Below are 19,464 nucleotides of genomic sequence, written 5' to 3'. Positions count from 1 at the left end.
GGGTGCGCTATGAGCTTTCAGAATCCGGTTTTCATCCCCGGCCCGACCAATATGCCCGAAGTGCTTCGCAAGGCAGTGGACATGCCGACGCTGGACCACCGCTCGCCGCTTTTCGGCCAGATCCTGCACCCGGCCTTGGCCGGCGTGAAGAAAGTGCTGAAGAGTGAACAGGCAGAAATCTTCGTCTTCCCGTCCACCGGCACCGGCGGTTGGGAGACTGCAATCACCAATACGCTTTGCGCCGGCGACAAGGTGCTGGCGGCGCGCAACGGCATGTTCAGCCACCGCTGGATCGACATGTGCCAGCGCCATGGTCTGGACGTGCAGGTGGTCGAAGCCGCCTGGGGTGCCGGCATCCCGGCGGACCGCTACGAGGAAATCCTCACCGCCGACAAGTCCCATGAAATCAAGGTTGTGCTCGCCACCCATAACGAGACTGCGACGGGCGTGAAATCCGACATTGCCGCCGTGCGCCGCGCGCTGGATGCGGCCGGCCACCCGGCGCTGTTGTTTGTCGATGGCGTCTCCTCGATTGCCTCGATGGATTTCCGGATGGACGAATGGGGCGTCGATATCGCCGTGGCCGGCTCGCAGAAGGGCTTCATGCTGCCGCCGGGCCTCGCCATCACCGCGTTTTCGCCCAAGTCGAAGCAGGCAGTGGCCGGCGCCACCCTGCCGCGCACCTTCTTCGATATCCGCGACATGGGAAAATCCTACGAGAACAGCGCCTACCCCTACACGCCGGCGGTTGGATTGCTGAACGGTCTGAAGCTCAGCTGTGATATGCTGCTGGAGGAGGGCCTTGAGAACGTCTTTGCCCGCCACCACCGGATTGCCGAAGGCGTGCGCGCCGCGGTCAAGGCCTGGGGGCTGGAGCTGTGCGCAGACAGCCCGGATGTCTACTCCGACAGCGTCAGCGCCATCCGCACGCCGGACGGTTTTGACGCCAACAAGGTGGTGAGCCTGGCGGCCGAGAAATACGGCGTCGCCTTCGGCACCGGTCTGGGGGAGGTCGCGGGCAAGGTGTTCCGCATCGGCCACCTTGGCAGCCTCACCGACGTGATGACCCTGTCGGGCATTGCCACCGCCGAGATGGTGATGGCCGACCTTGGCCTTGATATCAAACTGGGCTCGGGTGTGGCCGCGGCGCAGGACTATTACCGGGGCAGCCATGGCGCCAGCGCCAAGGCCGCTGCGTGATGAAGGATACCGCTATGCAGATCCCAACTTACGAGGACATGCTGGCCGCGCATGAGCGGATCAAACCGCATATCCGCAAAACCCCGGTCCGCACCTCGGACTACCTCAACGAGCTGGCGGGCTGTCAGCTGTTCTTCAAATGCGAAAACTTCCAGGAGCCGGGCGCCTTCAAGGTGCGCGGCGCCACCAACGCGGTGTTCGGGCTGGATGAGGAACAGGCAAAGAAGGGCGTGGCGACACATTCTTCGGGCAACCATGCATCCTGCCTGTCTTATGCGGCGATGCTGCGGGGTATCCCGTGCAACGTGGTGATGCCGCGCACCGCGCCGCAAGCGAAGAAAGACACAGTGCGCCGTTATGGCGGCAAAATCACCGAATGCGAGCCCTCGACCTCATCGCGCGAAGAAACCTTTGCCGAGGTGCAGGCAGAAACCGGCGGCGATTTTGTGCACCCCTACAACGACCCCCGCGTGATCGCGGGGCAGGGGACCTGCGCCAAGGAACTGGTGGAGCAGACCGGCGGGCTGGACATGGTAGTGGCCCCCATCGGCGGCGGCGGCATGATCTCGGGCACCTGCCTGACCCTGGCGACCCTGGCGCCGGAAACCCAGGTGATCGCGGCCGAACCCGAACAGGCCGATGATGCCTACCGCAGCTTCAAGGCAGGGCACATTATCGCCGATGACGCGCCCAAGACCATCGCCGACGGTCTCTTGGTGCCGCTGAAGGATCTAACCTGGCATTTCGTCTCTAACCACGTGAGCGAAATCTACACCGCATCGGACGCCGAAATCATCGACGCGATGAAGCTGATCTGGAAGCACCTGCGGGTGGTGATGGAGCCATCGTCCGCGGTGCCGCTGGCCATAATTCTGAAAAACAAGGAAGCCTTCGCGGGGAAACGCGTGGGCGTGATCATTACCGGCGGCAATGTCGATCTCGACAAGCTGCCCTGGATGAACAGCTGACTTTGGGGAACATGACCATGAACGCACAGACCAATTTCGACGAACTCACCGTGGGCTATGACGTCCCGGCGGTGCCCGGCATGGACGAGGCCGACATCCAGACCCCCTGTCTGGTGCTGGATCTGGACGCGCTGGAGCGCAATATCAAGAAGATGGGCGATTACGCCAAGGCGCACGGCATGCGCCACCGGGTGCACGGCAAGATGCACAAATCGGTGGATGTGGCCAAGCTGCAGGAGGAACTGGGCGGCGCAGTGGGCGTCTGCTGCCAGAAGGTCTCGGAAGCCGAGGTCTTTGCCCGCGGCGGCATCAAGGACATTCTGGTGTCGAACCAGGTGCGCGATCCCTTGAAGATCGACCGGCTGGCGCAGCTGCCCAAGCTCGGCGCGCGCACCATCGTCTGCGTCGATGACATCGGCAACGTCAGCGATCTGTCGGCGGCGGCGCAGAAGCACGGCACCGAGCTGGAAGTCTTTGTTGAAATCGACTGCGGCGCAGGCCGTTGCGGTGTGACCACCACCGAGGCCGTTGTGGAGATAGCCAAAGCGGTGCAGGCGGCCGAGAACCTCAAGTTCAGCGGCATCCAGGCCTACCAGGGCGCGATGCAGCACATGGACAGCTACGAGGACCGCAAGGCCAAACTGGACGTCGCCATCGCCCAGGTGAAAGACGCCGTCGAGGGGCTGAAGGCTGAAGGCATCGAGTGCGAGCTGGTCTCTGGCGGCGGCACCGGCTCCTACTACTTCGAGTCGAACTCGGGCGTTTACAACGAGCTGCAGTGCGGCTCCTACGCCTTCATGGATGCCGACTATGGCCGTATCCTCGACAAGGACGGCAACCGTATCGACCAGGGCGAGTGGGAGAACGCCTTCTTCATACTCACCCAGGTGATGAGCCACGCCAAATCCGACAAGGCGATCTGCGATGCCGGGCTGAAGGCGCAGTCCGTGGACAGCGGCCTGCCCTTCATCTTTGGCCGCGACGATGTGGAATACGTCAAGTGCTCGGACGAGCATGGCGTGATCGCCGACCCCGAAGGCGTGCTGAAGGTTGGCGAGAAGCTGAAGCTGGTGCCGGGCCACTGCGACCCCACCGCCAATGTGCACGACTGGTACGTCGGCGTGCGCGGCGGCAAGGTTGAAACCGTTTGGCCGGTCTCGGCCCGCGGCAAGGCTTACTGAGGACGATCCCCGAACTGGCGGAGGTGCGCGTGCCGCCCTCCGCCGGCTTTTTTCTTGAGGAGAAGCAACAATGTATATTGTGCCCGAAAAGGCCATCGCGGATCTGGTCAGCCGCAAGGACGCATTCGACGCGGTCGAGCAGGTCTTTGCCTCCATGTCCAAGCGCTCGGCCTACAACTTCCCGGTGATCCGCGAGGCGATTGGCCATGCCGATGCGCTCTACGGCTTCAAATCCGGCTTTGACCGCGACGCGCTGAACCTCGGGCTGAAATCCGGCGGCTACTGGCCGGGGAACGAGGCCAAGGGGCTGACCAACCACCAGTCCACCGTGTTCCTGTTCGACGCGGACACCGGCAAATGCCGCGCGGTGGTGGGCGGCAACCTCTTGACCGCGCTGCGCACCGCGGCGGCCTCGGCCGTGTCGATTGCGCATCTGGCGCCCAAGAGTGCCAAGGTGATCGGCATGATCGGCGCGGGCCACCAGTCGGCGTTCCAGCTGCGCGCCGCTTTGGAGCAGCGCAACTTCGAGAAGGTCATCGGCTGGAACCTGCACCCCGAAATGCTCTCCCGCCTTGAAGATGTGGCCAAGGAGGCCGGGCTGCCGTTCGAGCAGGTCGAGCTGGATCGTTTGGGGGCCGAGGCCGATGTGATCGTCTCGATCACCTCCAGCTTCGATCCGATCCTGCTGGATGCGCATGTGAACGGGCCGACCCACATCGCCTGCATGGGCACCGACACCAAGGGCAAACAGGAGGTCGACGCGGCGCTGGTCGCGCGCGCCACCGTCTTCACTGACGAGATCGCGCAATCGGTCAGCATCGGCGAATGCCAGCACGCGATTGCGCAGGGGCTGATCCAGAACAGCCAGATCAACGAGATCGGCGCGGTGATCAACGGCGACCACCCGGGCCGCACCGGCGCGGATGAGATCACCCTGTTCGACGGCACCGGCGTTGGATTGCAGGACCTTGCCGTGGCAGGCGCCGTGGTTGAGCGCGCCATCGAGGCGGGCGTCGCCATCGACGTGGATTTCTGAGCCCGCAAGGCCTGCGGATCACTCTGCACTGATCAAATCCCGGCGCCCTCGCGGCGCCGGGCGAGGCCTTGCGCACTGCTGCGCGGGGCCTTTTTGCTGCCAAGGAGGAGAAACAGCATATGGCTCTGGACGACAAATCTGCCAGCAAGCGCCAGGAGGCGCTGGACTATCACGCCTTCCCCAGGCCCGGGAAACTTGAAATCCGCGCGACCAAGCCGATGGCGACAGGGCGCGATCTGTCGAACGCCTATTCCCCCGGCGTTGCCGATGCCTGCATGGAAATCGTCGGCAACCCGGCCGACGCTGCGCGTTATACCGCCAAGGGCAACCTGGTCGCGGTAATCTCCAACGGCACCGCGGTGCTGGGGCTGGGCAATATCGGTGCGCAGGCGTCCAAGCCGGTGATGGAGGGAAAGGCGGTCCTGTTCAAGAAATTCGCGGGCATCGATTGTTTCGACATCGAAGTGAACGAGACCGACCCGGAAAAGCTCGCCGATCTCGTCGCCCGGCTGGAGCCGACCTTCGGCGCTGTCAACCTGGAAGACATCAAGGCGCCCGACTGTTTCGAGGTGGAACGTCTGTGCCGCGAGCGGATGAACATTCCGGTTTTCCATGATGACCAGCACGGCACCGCAATTGTCGCCGCCGCGGCCCTGAAGAATGCCCTGATCGTGGCTGAAAAGAAGGTCGAGGACATCAGGGTCGTGGCCCTTGGCGCCGGGGCCGCCGGAATTGCCTGCCTCAAGATGCTGATGGTAATGGGGGTGCCGAAACACCATATCACCATGCTCGACAGCAAGGGCGTGGTGCATTCCGGGCGCAGCGATCTGAACCCGCAAAAGCAGGAGTTCGCGCGTGAGACGGATCTGCGCACCACCGAGGAGGCCCTGGCGGGGGCCGATGTCTTCCTCGGCGTCTCCGGCCCCGGATTGCTGACCAAGGCGATGGTGGAAAGGATGGCAAAGGATCCGATCATCTTTGCGCTCGCCAACCCCACGCCCGAGATCATGCCGGAGGAAGCCCGCGCCGCGGCACCCGGCGCGCTGATCGCCACCGGGCGCAGCGATTATCCGAACCAGGTGAACAACGTCCTCTGCTTCCCGTTCATCTTCCGCGGCGCGCTGGATGCGGGCGCAACCGAGATCAACGACGCGATGAAGCTGGCGTGTGTCGAAGCCATCGCGGGGCTTGCCCGCGCCACGACCTCGGCCGAAGTGGGCGAGGCTTACCGCGGCGAGCGGCTGGCTTTTGGGCCGGACTACCTGATCCCCAAGCCCTTTGACCCGCGCCTGCTGCCCACCATCGCCACCGCCGTGGCCCGCGCCGCCATCGAGTCCGGCTCCGCGACGCGCAAGCTGGATTTAGAGGAATACCGCAACCGGCTGCAGGGCGAGGCCTTCCGCTCCTATGCTATCATGCGGCGGGTGTTCGATGCTTCGCGCAGTGCCGCGCGCCGCATCGTCTTTGCCGACGGCGAGGACGAGCGCGTGCTGCGCGCGGCCCAGGCCATGGTGGAGGAGGGCAGCGACCGTCCGGTGCTGATCGGCCGCCCCGAAGTGGTGGAGGCGCGGCTGGAGCGCGAGGGCCTCAGCATTCGGCCCGGCGCCGAGTTCGAGCTGGTGAACCCGGAAAACGATCCGCGCTACCGCGACTACTGGGAGAGCTACCACCGGATTATGCGCCGCAAAGGCGTGACGCCCGATCTGGCCCGCGCGATCCTGCGCACCAACAGTACCGCCATCGCCGCCGTGATGGTGCAGCGCGGCGAGGCTGACAGCATGATCTGCGGCACCTTCGGCGAATACCGCTGGCATCTGAACTATGCCGCGCAGGTTCTCTCTACCGGTGAGCTGCATCCCATCGGCGCCCTGTCTTTGCAGATCCTCGATCAGGGGCCGCTGTTTGTCGCCGACACCCATGTGCATGTGGAACCCACCGCTGGACAGCTGGCCGAGGTGGTGATCGGTGCTGCCCGCCATGTGCGCCGCTTTGGGGTCGAGCCGAAGATCGCGCTGTGCGGCGGCTCGCAGTTCGGCAACCTCGACAGCGTCTCGGGCCGGGTGATGCGCGGCGCGCTGGAGATCCTCGACGGTATGCCTCTCGATTTCGAATACGAGGGCGAGATGCACACCGATGCTGCGCTCGACCCGGAGCTGCGCGAACGTCTGTTCCCGGAAGGGCGGCTTACCGGCAAGGCCAACGTGCTGGTTTATGCCAATGCCGAGGCCGCCGGCACCGCGCGCCACCTGCTGAAGTCCATCGGCGGCGGACTGGAGGTTGGCCCGGTCCTGATGGGCATGGGCAACCGGGTGCATATCGTGACGCCCTCGGTCACCGTGCGGGGTCTGCTGAATACCGCAGCGCTGGCGGGGTCCGCGGTGTCGAGCTACGGCTGAACCCGGCGGCCCGCGCCGGGCCAATACTGCCGCCTTAAGCGGCCTGATTTGGAGAGGGGGCTTCGGCCCGCCTCTCCTTATCTTCTGCAATCCTTCTGAAAATGGAAAACGCCGATGTTTCTTGGCTTGAGCCTCCTCGTGGTGGGAGTCGTGTTGTGTCTGAACGGGGTCTGGCTCCTGGGCCGGATACAGGACCGGGAGATTATTCTGATAAACGCGGTCGCGGCGCTGGTGTTCTTTGTCATTGCGCTGCGCGATGCAGCAAGCGCCGTTGCTGCGGCAGACATGTTGGGAAGCGCCATGACGCTGCTCTTCGGCACCACCTACCTGTGGGTCGGCTACAACCGCCTGACTGGCGCCGGAGGCGAGGGGCTGGGGTGGTTCAGCGGCTTTGTTGCGCTGACGGCGGCGCCGATGGCCTGGCGCGGGCTGGCAGGGGCCGAAGCGCCGCTGGATTACTGGCTCGCCTTCTGCTGGGCGGCCTGGGCGGGTCTGTGGTTTCTTTATTTCCTCGAGCTTGCCCTGAAGACCGGGCGCCCCCGCATGACCGCTGCCGCCACACTGCTCTGCGGCCTGTTCACCGGCTGGTTGCCGGGGCTTCTGGTGCTTCACGGAATCCTGGTCTGAGCTACCACGGCAAAAGCCGCCCCGAGGGCCGGCTTTTTCTTTTTCCGGAGGTTCCCTTGCTCAGCCGTGGTGTTCCTTCGGCAGCGAGCCGCGGCCGTGACCGCTCAACCCGCCGGAGACCTCTTCGGTTGATTCATCGGCCAGTTCCTCGGGCAGGGCGAGGTTCAGCACGATGGCGATCAGCGCCGCGGGCAAGAGGCCGCTGGTCAGCAGGATGCGCGCGGTATCCGGCATATGCTGCAGCGCGCCCGGCTCCAGCTGCAAGCCGAGGCCGATCGACAGCGCAATCGCGAAGATCACCATGTTGCGCCGGTTCCAGTCCACGTCCGACAGCATCGACACGCCAGCCGCAACCACCATGCCGAACATGACGATCACACCGCCGCCCAGCACCTCGATCGGAACCGTGCGGATCACCGCACCCACCTTGGGCACCAGCCCGCAGACAATCAGGAAGATCGCCCCGCAAGTCACCACGTGGCGGCTCATCACCCCGGTCATCGCAATCAGGCCGACGTTCTGGCTGAAGGAAGTGTTGGGGAAGGCGCCGAAGAATCCCGCAAGGGCAGTGCCGGTACCATCGGCAAAGGTCGCGCCTGCAATCTCCTCCTCGGTCGCCTCACGGCCCGCGCCGCCCTTGGTCACGCCGGAGACATCGCCCACGGTTTCCACCGCCGAGACAAAGCTCATCAGGCAGAAGCCGATGATGGCGGCGGCGGAAAACTCGAAACCGTATTTGAAGGGCTGCGGCAGAGCAAAGGCTGCGGCCCCGGACCAGGAGCCGGAAACCGCCTCGAAGGTCAGCATGCCGGTCATCAGGGCGTAGATATAGCCCACGATCAGCCCGAGCAGCACAGCGGAAACCGACAGCATGCCCTTGGTGAAGAACTTGAGCCCGAGGGTGACCACGATCACCACCAGCGCTGCAGACCAGTTCAGGGCTGAGCCATATTCCGGTGTGCCGATCGCAGGCACACCGCCTGCGGCATACTGGATGCCGACCTTGACCAGCGCCAGACCGATCATGGTGACCACAAGGCCAGTGACAAGCGGCGGCAGGGCGAAGCGGATCTTGCCAATCACCGTGCCGAGCATTCCGTGGAAGATACCGCCCACGATGACGCCGGTGAACAGCGCCGCCAGCCCATCAACGCCTTTGCCCGCAACCAGCGGGATCATGATCGGCAGGAAGGCAAAAGAGGTGCCCTGCACGATCGGAAGCGCCGAGCCGACGGGGCCGAGGGTGATGGTCTGCAGCAGCGTCGCGATGCCCGCAAACAGCATCGACATCTGGATCAGATACAGCAGTTCGGGGAAATCCGGCGAGTTAGAGCCGAAGCCGAAGCCGGCCGCGCCCGCGACGATGATGGCAGGTGTCACGTTCGAGACGAACATCGCCAGCACATGCTGGATGCCCAGCGGCACCGCCTTGTGCAGGGGAGGGGTGTAATTCGGGTCGCGCAGCTGTTCTGGCGTCCCAATGGAAGTATCAGCCATGTCTTCTCCTGTCGGTCATGGGGATCTTGCCGCTTCTTTTTCTTGGGATGGCGGCTTCGGGTTGGTTGGTGTCTTTGTTCCGTCCGCGGGATCAGCCCGCGATGATGGAGTAAGGGTCGGCGAACCAGTGTTCCTGCAGGTTCGGGGTCTCGCCGATCCGGTCGATCACCACATATTGGCCGGGCGCGCCCAAGGGGCAAAGCACCCCGTGCCAGACGCCGCGGTGCAGGTTGATGGACTGATGCGGTGCGCTGATGAAAGCCTGGACGTTCACTGGTGTGCCTTCGCCATCCTCGGCCACCACCACCAGCATCGGTACGCCGCTCACCGGCACGAAGGCCTGGCTGCCCTCGGGGTGGCGTTCCACCATGTCGAGCGTGTGCGGCAGGTGCCTGGCCTGGGCGTCGAACAGGCTGATGCCCGCGCGCCCGCCGGGGCCGAAGTCCAGCCGCGCCAGGTCATGGTGGCGGCCGCACATGCCCTGGTTGATGATCTTGTCCGGCTTGCCCGACACCTCGATCACCTCGCCGAAGGGGGCAAACCCTTCGGCGGTCAGGGGCTGTGCCGTCAGCAGCCGGCTCATGGCAGGATGTCCTGCAGGCGGAACTGGGCGATGCGCTCCACCTGGCGGCAGGCCTCTGCGAACTCGGTGGTGCGGTCATTGCCGATGCGGCGCTGGAAGGCCGCCATGATCGACGCCTTGTCGTGATCGCGCACCGCGATGATGAAGGGGAAGCCGTGCTTCTCCACATATTCGGTGTTGAGCCGCTGGAAAGTCTCGCGCTCCTCGTCGGTCAGCATATTAAGGCCGGCGCTGGACTGTTCCGAGGTGCTCTCGGCGGTGAGGCGTCCCGCCGCGGCCAGCTTACCCGCCAGGTCCGGGTGCGCGGTCAGCACGCCCAGGCGCTCTTCCTCGGAAGCGGTGCGGAAGATCCGGCACAGCGCGTTATGCACACCCGCGGCGCAGTCATGGGCAGGGCCCAGCTCCAGGTCAAAGGCGCGGTCGGCGATCCAGGGCGAATGCTCGAAGATCGAGCCATATTTGGCCACGAAGGTCTCCCGGTCCATCCGGCTGGGGCGCTCGCGCGTCTGGGGCGGGTGGGTTTCGGCCCAATGCCCGGCGATGTCGATCCGGCGCGGGCACCAGACGCCCTCGAACCCCTGGATATACTCGATGAAGCGCTTCAGCCCCGCGATCTTGCCCGGGCGGCCGATCAGGCGGCAGTGCAGCCCGATGGTCATCATCTTGGGCGCGTCCGCTTCGCCTTCAGCATAAAGCACGTCGAAGGCGTCCTTCAGGTACTGGAAGAACTGCTCGCCGGTGATGTAGCCGGGCGCCGTGGCAAAGCGCATGTCGTTGGCTTCGAGCGTGTAGGGGATGATCAGCTGATCGCGCTCCCCGGCTTCCAGCCAGTAGGGCAGGTCGTCGTCGTAGGTGTCGGAGATGTAGTCGAAGCCGCCCTCTTCGGCGACCAGCCGCACGGTGTTGGCGCTGCAGCGGCCGGTGTACCAGCCGCGCGGGCGTTCGCCCACGACCTCGGTGTGAAGCCGCACCGCTTCGGCGATGGCGGCGCGCTCCTCTTCCTCGGGCATGTCCTTGTGCTCGACCCACTTCAGGCCGTGGCTGGCGATCTCCCACTCGGCGTCCTTCATCGCCTGCACCTGTTCGGGATTACGGGCAAGCGCGGTGGCGACGCCATAGATGGTCAGCGGAATGCCCGCGCCGGTGAACAGCCGGTGCAGCCGCCAGAAGCCGGCCCGCGCGCCATATTCATAGATCGATTCCATGTTCCAGTGTCGCTGGCCCGGCCATTGCGCGGCGCCCGGAATATCTGAAAGGAAGGCTTCGGACGCGGCATCGCCATGCAGGATGCAGTTCTCGCCGCCTTCTTCGTAGTTGAGCACAAATTGCACGGCGGCCTTGGCGTTGCCGGGCCATTGCGGGTGCGGTGCCCGGGCACCGTAGCCACGCATATCGCGGGTGTAGCGCGTCACGTTGGATCTCCTGTCGTTTTGTTACTTATAGGCCAAAACAATTACGGCAGCTTTCAGTAAATTTTTGAAAGAACTTTTTGACTCTTGCTTGTGTATGTACGCCCGGCAAAGCCTCATACCTAGGCAATCGGACCAAGGAGGCATGACATGGCCGGATTTCTGACCACCCATGTGCTGGACACCGCCCGCGGCTGCCCGGCCGAAGGGCTGAAGATCGATCTCTACCGCATCGAGGGCGGTGAGCGCAGCCATCTGCGCAGCCTGACCACCAACGATGACGGCCGCACCGACGAGCAAATCCTGCCGGCGGGCGAATTTGCCACCGGCACTTACGAGCTGGTGTTCCACGCGGGCGGTTACCTGCGCGCGACGGGGCAGGCGGGGGCCGATCCCCTGTTCCTGGACGAGGTGCCGCTCCGCTTCGGCATCAGCGAGGCGGACAGCCACTACCATGTGCCTCTGCTTCTGTCGCCCTTCGGATACTCGACCTACCGCGGCAGCTGAGCCGCACACTTACCTCGCCCCGGCTGGACACTTTCCGGTAGTGCCTGCCTCAAAGGTTTGAGGCAGGCACTTTGCAGTCCGGCGCCCGCGCGGAACAAGGCCAAACGCCGCCGGGCATGGCTTCTTTAGTCTGCGGGCAGCGAGGCCTGGATGTGATCCACCATGAAATCCATGAACAGCCGTGCCTTCGGGTCCTGGTGGCGGCGGTGGACGTAAAGACAGGCCATCTGGATCGGCACCGGCGGCTCCTGCTCCAGCACCGGAACCAGCCGGCCCGAGGCGAGATGCTCGGAGATCTCGAACACCGGCTTGAGGATAATCCCGTGCCCGTCCAGCGCCCAGCTGGTGAGCACGTCTCCGTGGTCGGATTCGAACGGCCCCGAAACCGTCACCCGCTTCACCCCCTCACCGCTGCGCAGGGGCCACTGGAACTCGGGCGCGCCGGGGTAACGCAGATTCAGGCAGTCATGGGCGCCGGTTTTCAGCTCCTCGCTGCTGACCGGCATGCCGCGGCTCGCGATGTACTCCGGCGCAGCGCACAAAACCCGCGGGCAATCGGCGATCTTGCGGATGCGCAGGTTGGAATCCTCCGGCACGCCAAGGAAGAAGGCCGCATCCAGACCTTCCGCCGCCAGGTCCAGCTTGCGGTCCGACAGCCGCAGCCGGATCGAGATCAGCGGGTAGGCTTCCTTGAATTTTGGCACCGCGGGCGCAATCAGTCGCTGCCCAACCCCCAGCGGCGCCGCTACATACAGCGTGCCGCGCGGCGTCTGAGTTACATTGCTGATATCGGCCTCGGCCTCGTCCACCGCCTCCAGGATCTTGACCGCGCCGCGGTAGAACAGGTTGCCCTGTTCGGTCGGATTGAGCAGCCGCGTGGTGCGCTGGAACAGGCGCACGTTCAGATGCTCCTCCAGCTGCGAGATGCGCGAGGACGCCACCGCCGCCGAAATCCGCATGTCGCGGGCCGCAGCTGACATGTTGCCAAGTTCGTAGACCCGGACGAATGTACGGATATTGTCGAGATAGGCCATCAGGGTATTCTTTTAGTTATTTTGAAGCAGCTTGGACTTTTTCCCCAATACACGAAAATAGACACATGCACTAGCGTCGCTGGCAAAGCTAATGAGGAGAGAACAATGGAAGAGCTCGTGATCATGTGGGACTGGCTGGGCTTCGCGGTCCGCTGGCTTCATGTCATCACCGCCATTGCCTGGATCGGATCGTCCTTCTACTTCGTCGCGCTGGACCTCGGCTTGCGGAAGGTTCCGCATCTGCCGGTCGGCGCGCATGGCGAGGAGTGGCAGGTCCATGGCGGCGGTTTCTACCACATCCAGAAATACCTGGTGGCGCCGGAAAACATGCCGGACCATCTGATCTGGTTCAAATGGGAAAGCTACGCAACCTGGCTGTCAGGGGCGGGCCTCTTGATGATCGTCTACTGGGCGGGCGGCGAGCTGTACCTGATCGACTCGACCAAGGCCGACCTGGCGCTGTGGCAGGGCATCCTGATTTCCGGCGCGTCGCTGAGCATTGGCTGGCTGGTCTACGACTTCCTGTGCAAGTCGCCGCTGGGGGAAAAGCCGACCTTCCTGATGGTGCTGCTGTTCGTGCTGCTGGTCGCGATGGGCTGGGGCTACAACCAGATTTTCACCGGCCGTGCCGTGATGCTGCACCTGGGCGCCTTCACCGCTACCATCATGACGGCCAACGTCTTTTTCATCATCATGCCGAACCAGCGCATCGTGGTGAAGGACCTGCAGGAAGGCCGCACGCCCGACGCCAAGTATGGCAAGATCGCCAAGCTGCGCTCGACCCATAACAACTACCTGACGCTGCCGGTTGTGTTCCTGATGCTGTCGAACCACTACCCGCTGGCCTTTGCCACCGAGTACAACTGGCTGATCGCGGCGCTGGTGTTCCTGATGGGGGTGACCATTCGCCATTACTTCAACAGCAACCACGCAGGCACCAGCAACCCGACCTGGACCTGGCCGGTGACTGCGATCCTGTTCATCGGCATCATGATCCTGAGCCAGGCACCGCTGCAGCAGGACACTTACGAGGAAAGCGAAGCGCGCGAACTGACCAAGAGCGAGCAGGTCTTTGCCAGCAATCAGCACTTCGAGGAGGTGATGAACGTGGTCCCCGGCCGCTGCGCCATGTGCCACGCGCGCGAGCCCTATTATGACGGCATCCGCCGCGCCCCCAAGAACGTGCTCCTGGAAACGCCGGCGGATGTGGCGAAATACGCCAAGGAGATCTACCTCCAGGCCGGCGCCACTCACGCGATGCCGCCTGCGAATGTCTCCCACATGGAGGACGAGGAACGCACCCTGATCCGCCGCTGGTACGGCAGCGCATCGCAAGACCTGCCTTTCGCCCTGGCGTCGAACTGAGCCCGCGCGGAAAGCAGCGCTAAACTCTGCCAAGTCAAACCTGCCGGCCCCCGTGGCCGGCAGGACTTTGCTTTCCAGTGTGAGCTCACGCTGAAGCGCATTTTCCGATTTGTTCTTTTACAGAAAGCGGTTCCGGATCTTCATGGGCTTGCTTTCGAAAATCCCGGCGGGTGTCCTGCAGCCGAGGCACTTGGGCGGGATGGAATTGATGCGTTGACACATCGACCTCGAATATCGGTTTGTCAGCGCCGTCGGCTCGGTCGAGCGGGGCGGGTAATTTCGCAGCCTGTTGCGGGTGTTTTCCACGCTGCCTTTCTGCCAGGATATTTGCAGATCGCAGAACCAGCTGTCCGCACCGATCCCGTCCTTGAGACGGCGCCAAGCTGAGAACTCGGTGCCGCGGTCAAAGGTATTCGACTGCCGTGCATCCGCTGGCCGGGGAGCCAACCCGTCAACCAGCGCCTCCATGATCGGATTCGCATTGCAGTCTTCATTGGGCATCACGACGGCTTACCGGCTGACACGCTTGGCCTGCGTGACAAGCTTTGGCTATCGAAGACCTGCGTGCGATGGTGCCGCCTGCACCCGCGCGGCCTGCGGGGTTTGCGGTGTTCGGGAAGGTGCCGGCAGAAAGCTCCGGCCCGGCCATCGCTGGAATGGGCGAAGCGGCAGATCGTCTTGTGGCTCACGCGGACCGGACGCCCTTTCAAACGCGGTCTGCCGGCGATCTGCTCGGGTGGCCAACCAGCCTTGAGACGGTCTACGGTGGCGGCCTTGAGCTGCGGGCGGACGATCATATTTTGATGGATGGCGCGGCGTCACACTATTTGGCAATCCTCCTGCGTTCCCCCAAACTCAGGCGAGGGTCGCAATGTCCCTTTCGTCAGCCGCCGCGCAAGCTCCTGTTCTGCTGCAGCATTTGCACTTCGGATGCGAACCCGCCCGGTGGAGACTTCGGCGCTTGATAATCAGGCTTATGTAATTATTTCGGCGGGGATTCCGGTGTCCGCGACTGGCCGCGCTCTTCGTGATAATCTCCGACATGACTGCCTCCCAATATGGATTGTTACGATCCCGCCTTGGCACGTCGTTGCGGGCGTGGATGGTTACAGCAACAAGGTCATGTCGGCCTGAAAGTGCTCACTGGCCAGGGAGCGCAGATCGATACAACAACCGCAGCTGTTCGCCTGTCGTTCGGGATATTTGCCGCGTTGGCCGGGTTTGAAAGTGAGTTGAACCGCGAACGCACCATGGCCGGGCCGCAGGCCGCGCGGGCCCGTGCACGCAAAGGCGCAAGGAAATTCGCGTTGACCAAGGCCCAGGTTCGAATGGCTCAGGCCACCATGGCAGACAGAGACACATCGGTTTCTGCGCTCTGCAAGGAACCAGGCGTAAAGCCCGTCCCGCTCTATCGGTATGCCGTTCCTAGCGGAAACCTGTGTACTGCGGAAAACGGGTCCTTGGCCGCTAACGTAGGATTTCACACCGTCCCGCAAACGACCCCTCCTGCACCAAACAGGACGCCACCGGCAAGCTTGCTATAATGGTGAAACGTTGCGCGTGTTACTCTTCCCAGAACGCACGCAGGATAGGGGCGAAGGGGAGCCTGCGGCGACTGCCGCGGTGGCTCGGCCTGGCCGCACCCCAGGCATCGGGATGCCAGCCGGGCGCGCAGTCAGGTCCCTGCTGCACCTGGCAGCACAGCGTCCTGCTGCAGCGGCAGGACAGTGAGACAGGTGCGGCCCGGGATAGCCCGGGCCGGATGCGGGTTTAGCAGGTCGGCTTCATTGCCTCGCCCGCGGCATACACTTGGGCGATGGACCGGTCGTCGCCGAGGGTCTGCAGCACGAAGAGCTCCTCCGACAGCGTCTCTGCCCGCCGCATCCTGAGCTCCATCGCCGGGGTCGCGCGGGAATCGAGCACCACAATATCAGCCTCGGTCCCGGCTTCCAGCGTGCCGATCTTGTCTTCCAGCCCCAGCGCCACCGCATTGCCGCGGGTGATCCAGTGGAAGGCACGCAAGGGATGCAATTTCTGGTTCTGCAGCTGCAGGACCTTGTAGCCCTCGTTCAGGGTCTGCAGCATGGAATAGCTGGTGCCGGCCCCGATGTCGGTGGCAATTGCATTGGTGATGCCGCGTGCGCGCAGGCCCGCGTCATCAAACAGCCCGCTGCCCAGAAACAGGTTGGAGGTCGGGCAGAACACCGGCTTGGCGCCGGTTTCGGCAAGCGCATCGATCTCGCGCGGCTGCAGGTGGATCGAGTGGCCGAGCAGCATCTTTTCAGTCAGCAGGCCGTAAGACTGGTAGACGTCCAGATAATCCCGCGCCTCCGGGTACAGCTCGGCGGTGAAGGCGATCTCGTCGTGGTTTTCCGACAGATGCGTCTGCACGTAGCAATCGGGGTGTTCGCGCACCAGCGTGCCTGCCATCTCCAGCTGTTCGGCGGTGGAGGTGATCGCAAAGCGGGGAGTCACCGCATAAATGCCACGCCCCTTGCCGTGGTATTTTTCGATCAGCGCCTTGGTGTCGTCATAGCCGCTTTGCGGCGTGTCGGTGAGGCCTTCGGGCGCGTTGCGGTCCATCAGAACCTTGCCGCCGATCATCCGCATGTTGCGGCGCGCGGCCTCGTCGAAATAGGCCTCAGCCGAGGTTTTATGGACCGAGCAATAAGCAACCGCCGTGGTGGTGCCGTGGCTGGTCAAGAGGTCGAAGAAATGGCTCGCCATCTCGGCACTGTGGCCGGGATCGGCAAAGCGGGTCTCTTCCGGGAAGGTATAGCTGTTGAGCCAGTCCAGCAGCTGCGATCCCCAGCTGGCGACCACCTGCACCTGCGGAAAATGCAAATGAGTATCGATGAACCCCGCCATCAGGATGTTGGGGCGGTGGTCCACCAATTCGGCGCCCGGCGCCCGGGCGGCGATATCGCCGTAGCTGCCCTTGGCGAGGATCAGGCCGTCCGCCACCAGCAGCGCGCCGTCCTCGATGAACTCATAGGCGGCGGTATCGTCGGCACCCTGCGGCTCGGCAGTGAAGGAAAGCACCCGGCCGCGCAGCAGCTTCTGTTTCGATGTCATTGTCGTGATGTCCTTGGATTGCGGTCAAGGGGCGGCCGTCCGCCCCCTGACCAGGCTTTCAGGGTAGTTATTCGCCTGCCGGCAGATGCGGCACCCGGGGGGTGGCCTCGTCCTCCGGTGCTTCCGGCTCTTCGGCCTTGTGGAAGATCGGATAGATATAGAGGAAAGCCGCCGCGATCAGGTATCCCATGGCCACACCGCTGAAATCCGGCATGTGCAGGCTGGCGGAGTGGATTACGCCGACCAGTGACATGCCCGTCGCTGCCAGCGCAAAGCCGGCCGCGTTGCGGAAGTTGCCGTCGATCACGCTGGCCACGATGGCGCCCCAGATAAGGCCGGTCAGGATCGCGCCCTGGCTCAGCGCCTGGTGGCCGGTGAAATGCGCGCCCTGCTGCAGCAGCGCGGCGGTCAGCTCGGGATCGCCCAAGGCCAGCATTGCGGTGGCCCCGGTGGCTCCCAGCGCGCCGGCCAGCGCGCCCCATTTCACCATCAGGAAGGCCGAAACATGCGGCATCATCGCGATGGTCACCGCGGCGATGTGGTCGGTCTTCACCGAATGCGCGGTATTGGTCACCAGGCTGAGCGCCACGAACACCAGCACCGGCGCGGCCGCGGCCACGGGGATCAGGTTGTTGAGGAACGCCAGGAGGCCGAAGAAGGCGGCAAAGGGGATCACCAGACCGACGCCGATGATATAACCCGAGCGCGCGCCCATGCGTTTATAGGCCGGGTGGCCGATATAGGCGGTGGTCGGGAAGGGCGAGCCGAACAGCGCGCCGACCATCGTGCCGGCACCATCGGTCACCTGGCACAGGGCCACCGGGTAATGGTCGCCCGCCGCTTCGGCGCTTTCGACGTTGTTCATGGTTTCGATGAAGTTGTAAATCTGCACCGGCACCAGAACCAGGAACAGCTCCGGGTTGGCAAACAGATGCTGGATGCCGGCAATCAAGTCACCGAAGTAGGGGACCGGCAGGTAGACGCCCACGCCCTCGAAGGAGACCGACGCCTTGCCCATCGCCAGCGCTACCACGGTGCCGACGATCAGCGCCAAAAGGCCAGCGGGGATGTTGAACGGCAGCCGGTGGCGGCCGACCAGGCCCCAGAGGATGATGATCATCGAGGCAAAGCCGATGAAGGGCTCTTCGAAGATGGTGGCCAGCGGCACGGTGCCGATGAACACCAGCGCGATGCCGCAGAGCGTGCCGAGCATGCCCGCGCGCGGGGTCACGCGCTTAAGCCACGGGCCGACAATGGCGCCCATCCCGGCGACAATGCCGCCCATGAAGCCCGCGCCGATCCCCACCTGCCAGGCCAGCATCGGGTCGTTGGTGGCCCAGTAAATCGGGCCAATGACGCCGAACAGATAGACGAACATCACCGGCGTCGAGATGCCGTAGGGCAGCGCGGTCACATCGCGGCCTTCGCGTTCAGCGGTACGTTTGGCAAGCCAGGTATAGACCGCGATGCCCGCCAGAATGGCCACTGCCGCCCCCGGCAGGATGCGGCCAAAGACGACCTCCGCCGGCATGTTGAAGACAAACTGGCAGATCCCCGCCAGCACGATCAGATTGATCAGGTTGTCCGTGAAAAGCGCCCAGAACGCACTGAAGTCATTGCGTGAGAACAGCTTGTAAGTGTAGCTCCGCCCCGAAGTCATGGCGGCCTCCTCCTCTGTGAGGATGCGGTCTTACCGGCCGGATTGCTCCGCCAGCTCTCCCTCCGCATCCGGTTGATTGCCCTCGCCGGGCAGGTCGTTGCCTCCTTGGGAGGCGGTTGCGGCAGTTTCAGAGGTCAATTCAGCCATCACTTCCGCAGCCACGAAGGCCGCGATGACGCTGGGCCGCTTGTCGCGGCTGCCGCTAGCCCCGATGGGGCATATCAGACGGTCCGTCGCCAGACCGTCGCAATGATCCCGGCACCAGCGGCGGAATTTTTCCCGCTTGGTGGCCGATCCGATCAGCCCGGCATAGCCCGCATCACCGCGCTGCAAGGCAGCGGAAGCAAGCAGGAAGTCGAGCGCATGATCATGGGTGAGAACGACAAAAGCGCTGCCCGCAGGTGCGGCGGCGATATCGATCTCGGGGATAGCGCTTTGGCGGATATCAACGTCCGCCTGGCACAAGGCCAGCTCTTCGGCGCGCTGGTCGATCAGGATGCAGCGCACCGGCATATGCTGGAAGAGATCCGCCAGCGCCCGGCCCACATGGCCCGCGCCCATCACATAGACATGCGGCAGCGCCTGGTCCTCGGCCTGCTGCCGGGCCAGGGCATCGTCGCGGTCGGCCTGGCGCATCTGCGCCAGCGTCATTTCCACCCGGCCGCCGCAGCACTGGCCGATCTCCGGCCCCAGCGGCACGTCCAGCGTGTCGCTGATCACGTCCTGCACCAGCATCCGCCGTGCGTGGTCGATGGCGATATATTCCAGCTGGCCGCCGCCAATGGTTCCCCACAGACCTTCCGCCGCCACAAACATGCAGGTGCCGGCTTCGCGCGGGGAAGAACCCCGCACACGGGTGAGCCGGACCTGCACCACACGGCTGTGGCCGACCAGAAAGTCCTGGAGGGAGAGGCGGCGGGCCATGG

Annotated in this window: 16 protein-coding genes and 1 pseudogene; 9 read left to right on the top strand and 8 right to left on the bottom strand. The window is 64.1% G+C overall.

The genetic code is table 11. The features are described 5' to 3' along the window. The first annotated feature begins 9 nt into the window (after nt 1-9). The 6 genes from bhcA to ACOHX0_RS18585 all read left to right on the top strand — a co-directional run bounded on the left by bhcA (nt 10) and on the right by ACOHX0_RS18585 (nt 7,408). Nucleotides 10-1,200, top strand: coding sequence for an L-aspartate--glyoxylate aminotransferase BhcA (gene bhcA, locus ACOHX0_RS18610; protein WP_420678661.1), 1,191 nt, complete (start codon nt 10-12; stop codon nt 1,198-1,200). Next, on the top strand, nt 1,200-2,168 hold the full coding sequence (gene bhcB, locus ACOHX0_RS18605; protein WP_420678660.1) for a beta-hydroxyaspartate dehydratase BhcB: 969 nt from the start codon (nt 1,200-1,202) through the stop codon (nt 2,166-2,168). The genes bhcA and bhcB overlap by 1 nt, the downstream gene beginning before the upstream one ends. 17 nt (nt 2,169-2,185) lie before the next feature. Continuing rightward, entirely contained in the window at nt 2,186-3,349 is a 1,164-nt protein-coding gene (gene bhcC, locus ACOHX0_RS18600; protein WP_420678659.1) for a 3-hydroxy-D-aspartate aldolase BhcC, read from the top strand. 70 nt (nt 3,350-3,419) lie between these two features. Further along, on the top strand, nt 3,420-4,385 hold the full coding sequence (bhcD, locus tag ACOHX0_RS18595) for an iminosuccinate reductase BhcD (RefSeq protein ID WP_420678658.1): 966 nt from the start codon (nt 3,420-3,422) through the stop codon (nt 4,383-4,385). Between the two features lie 119 nt (nt 4,386-4,504). After that, nucleotides 4,505-6,781, top strand: coding sequence for an NADP-dependent malic enzyme (locus ACOHX0_RS18590; protein WP_420678657.1), 2,277 nt, complete (start codon nt 4,505-4,507; stop codon nt 6,779-6,781). Between the two features lie 114 nt (nt 6,782-6,895). Then, on the top strand, nt 6,896-7,408 hold the full coding sequence (locus tag ACOHX0_RS18585; RefSeq protein WP_420678656.1) for an AmiS/UreI family transporter: 513 nt from the start codon (nt 6,896-6,898) through the stop codon (nt 7,406-7,408). A gap of 60 nt (nt 7,409-7,468) precedes the next feature. On the opposite strand, the gene ACOHX0_RS18580 is transcribed toward ACOHX0_RS18585, so the two are convergent. The 3 genes from ACOHX0_RS18580 to puuE all read right to left on the bottom strand — a co-directional run bounded on the left by ACOHX0_RS18580 (nt 7,469) and on the right by puuE (nt 10,900). After that, nucleotides 7,469-8,905 carry a uracil-xanthine permease family protein gene (locus tag ACOHX0_RS18580; protein WP_420678655.1) on the bottom strand — a complete coding sequence of 479 codons (1,437 nt, stop codon included), beginning with the start codon at nt 8,903-8,905 and terminating at the stop codon, nt 7,469-7,471. Nucleotides 8,906-8,996: 91 nt separating this feature from the next. Then, nucleotides 8,997-9,488, bottom strand: coding sequence for an ureidoglycolate lyase (locus ACOHX0_RS18575; protein WP_420678654.1), 492 nt, complete (start codon nt 9,486-9,488; stop codon nt 8,997-8,999). Beyond that, the gene (gene puuE / locus ACOHX0_RS18570; RefSeq protein WP_420678653.1) at nt 9,485-10,900 is read right to left on the bottom strand and encodes an allantoinase PuuE; all 1,416 of its coding nucleotides are present in this window, start codon (nt 10,898-10,900) and stop codon (nt 9,485-9,487) included. The genes ACOHX0_RS18575 and puuE overlap by 4 nt, the downstream gene beginning before the upstream one ends. A 147-nt stretch (nt 10,901-11,047) precedes the next feature. Between puuE and uraH the strand changes: the two genes are divergently transcribed. After that, the gene (gene uraH / locus ACOHX0_RS18565; RefSeq protein WP_420678652.1) at nt 11,048-11,404 is read left to right on the top strand and encodes a hydroxyisourate hydrolase; all 357 of its coding nucleotides are present in this window, start codon (nt 11,048-11,050) and stop codon (nt 11,402-11,404) included. 125 nt (nt 11,405-11,529) lie between these two features. Here uraH and ACOHX0_RS18560 read toward each other — a convergent pair whose 3' ends face one another. Next, nucleotides 11,530-12,438 (bottom strand): LysR family transcriptional regulator, encoded by a 909-nt coding sequence (locus tag ACOHX0_RS18560; protein WP_420678651.1) that lies wholly within the window; start codon nt 12,436-12,438, stop codon nt 11,530-11,532. A 105-nt stretch (nt 12,439-12,543) separates the two neighbouring features. On the opposite strand from ACOHX0_RS18560, the gene ACOHX0_RS18555 reads away from it, so the two are divergent. Then, nucleotides 12,544-13,803, top strand: a complete 1,260-nt coding sequence (locus tag ACOHX0_RS18555; RefSeq protein ID WP_420678650.1) for a urate hydroxylase PuuD — start codon at nt 12,544-12,546, stop codon at nt 13,801-13,803. A gap of 117 nt (nt 13,804-13,920) precedes the next feature. On the opposite strand, the pseudogene ACOHX0_RS18550 reads toward ACOHX0_RS18555, so the two are convergent. Continuing rightward, nucleotides 13,921-14,621, bottom strand: a pseudogene (locus ACOHX0_RS18550) (IS30 family transposase); the annotation flags it as partial. Between the two features lie 240 nt (nt 14,622-14,861). Between ACOHX0_RS18550 and ACOHX0_RS18545 the strand changes: the two are divergent. After that, a complete protein-coding gene (locus ACOHX0_RS18545) occupies nt 14,862-15,347 on the top strand; it encodes a recombinase family protein (RefSeq protein ID WP_475683029.1) in 486 nt (161 codons plus the stop codon). Between the two features lie 226 nt (nt 15,348-15,573). Here the strand turns inward: ACOHX0_RS18545 and guaD are convergent, their stop codons facing one another. From guaD to xdhC, 3 genes are all read right to left on the bottom strand, one after another. After that, nucleotides 15,574-16,878: a guanine deaminase gene (gene guaD, locus ACOHX0_RS18540; RefSeq protein WP_420678649.1), complete on the bottom strand. Its 1,305-nt coding sequence runs from the start codon at nt 16,876-16,878 to the stop codon at nt 15,574-15,576. Between the two features lie 67 nt (nt 16,879-16,945). Then, entirely contained in the window at nt 16,946-18,538 is a 1,593-nt protein-coding gene (locus ACOHX0_RS18535) for a xanthine/uracil/vitamin C permease (RefSeq protein WP_420678648.1), read from the bottom strand. 30 nt (nt 18,539-18,568) lie between these two features. After that, nucleotides 18,569-19,462, bottom strand: coding sequence for a xanthine dehydrogenase accessory protein XdhC (gene xdhC, locus ACOHX0_RS18530; RefSeq protein ID WP_420678647.1), 894 nt, complete (start codon nt 19,460-19,462; stop codon nt 18,569-18,571). Between the last annotated feature and the right edge of the window lie 2 nt (nt 19,463-19,464).

It is taken from the genome of Cribrihabitans pelagius (assembly GCF_048820915.1).
Classification (GTDB): domain Bacteria; phylum Pseudomonadota; class Alphaproteobacteria; order Rhodobacterales; family Rhodobacteraceae; genus Cribrihabitans_A; species Cribrihabitans_A pelagius.
The sequence above is the reverse complement of the archived record's forward strand: the minus strand, read 5'-3'. Positions and strand labels throughout refer to the sequence as shown.

Bases quoted from the DNA above. Each gene is read 5' to 3' on its own strand.
- guaD (WP_420678649.1), bottom strand. From the start codon at position 16,878: ATGACATCGAAACAGAAGCTGCTGCGCGGCCGGGTGCTTTCCTTCACT.
- bhcA (WP_420678661.1), top strand. From the start codon at position 10: ATGAGCTTTCAGAATCCGGTTTTCATCCCCGGCCCGACCAATATGCCC.
- uraH (WP_420678652.1), top strand. From the start codon at position 11,048: ATGGCCGGATTTCTGACCACCCATGTGCTGGACACCGCCCGCGGCTGC.
- ACOHX0_RS18580 (WP_420678655.1), bottom strand. From the start codon at position 8,905: ATGGCTGATACTTCCATTGGGACGCCAGAACAGCTGCGCGACCCGAAT.
- bhcD (WP_420678658.1), top strand. From the start codon at position 3,420: ATGTATATTGTGCCCGAAAAGGCCATCGCGGATCTGGTCAGCCGCAAG.
- ACOHX0_RS18560 (WP_420678651.1), bottom strand. From the start codon at position 12,438: ATGGCCTATCTCGACAATATCCGTACATTCGTCCGGGTCTACGAACTT.
- ACOHX0_RS18575 (WP_420678654.1), bottom strand. From the start codon at position 9,488: ATGAGCCGGCTGCTGACGGCACAGCCCCTGACCGCCGAAGGGTTTGCC.
- ACOHX0_RS18585 (WP_420678656.1), top strand. From the start codon at position 6,896: ATGTTTCTTGGCTTGAGCCTCCTCGTGGTGGGAGTCGTGTTGTGTCTG.
- ACOHX0_RS18545 (WP_475683029.1), top strand. From the start codon at position 14,862: ATGGATTGTTACGATCCCGCCTTGGCACGTCGTTGCGGGCGTGGATGG.
- ACOHX0_RS18555 (WP_420678650.1), top strand. From the start codon at position 12,544: ATGGAAGAGCTCGTGATCATGTGGGACTGGCTGGGCTTCGCGGTCCGC.
- bhcB (WP_420678660.1), top strand. From the start codon at position 1,200: ATGAAGGATACCGCTATGCAGATCCCAACTTACGAGGACATGCTGGCC.
- ACOHX0_RS18590 (WP_420678657.1), top strand. From the start codon at position 4,505: ATGGCTCTGGACGACAAATCTGCCAGCAAGCGCCAGGAGGCGCTGGAC.
- xdhC (WP_420678647.1), bottom strand. From the start codon at position 19,462: ATGGCCCGCCGCCTCTCCCTCCAGGACTTTCTGGTCGGCCACAGCCGT.
- bhcC (WP_420678659.1), top strand. From the start codon at position 2,186: ATGAACGCACAGACCAATTTCGACGAACTCACCGTGGGCTATGACGTC.
- ACOHX0_RS18535 (WP_420678648.1), bottom strand. From the start codon at position 18,538: ATGACTTCGGGGCGGAGCTACACTTACAAGCTGTTCTCACGCAATGAC.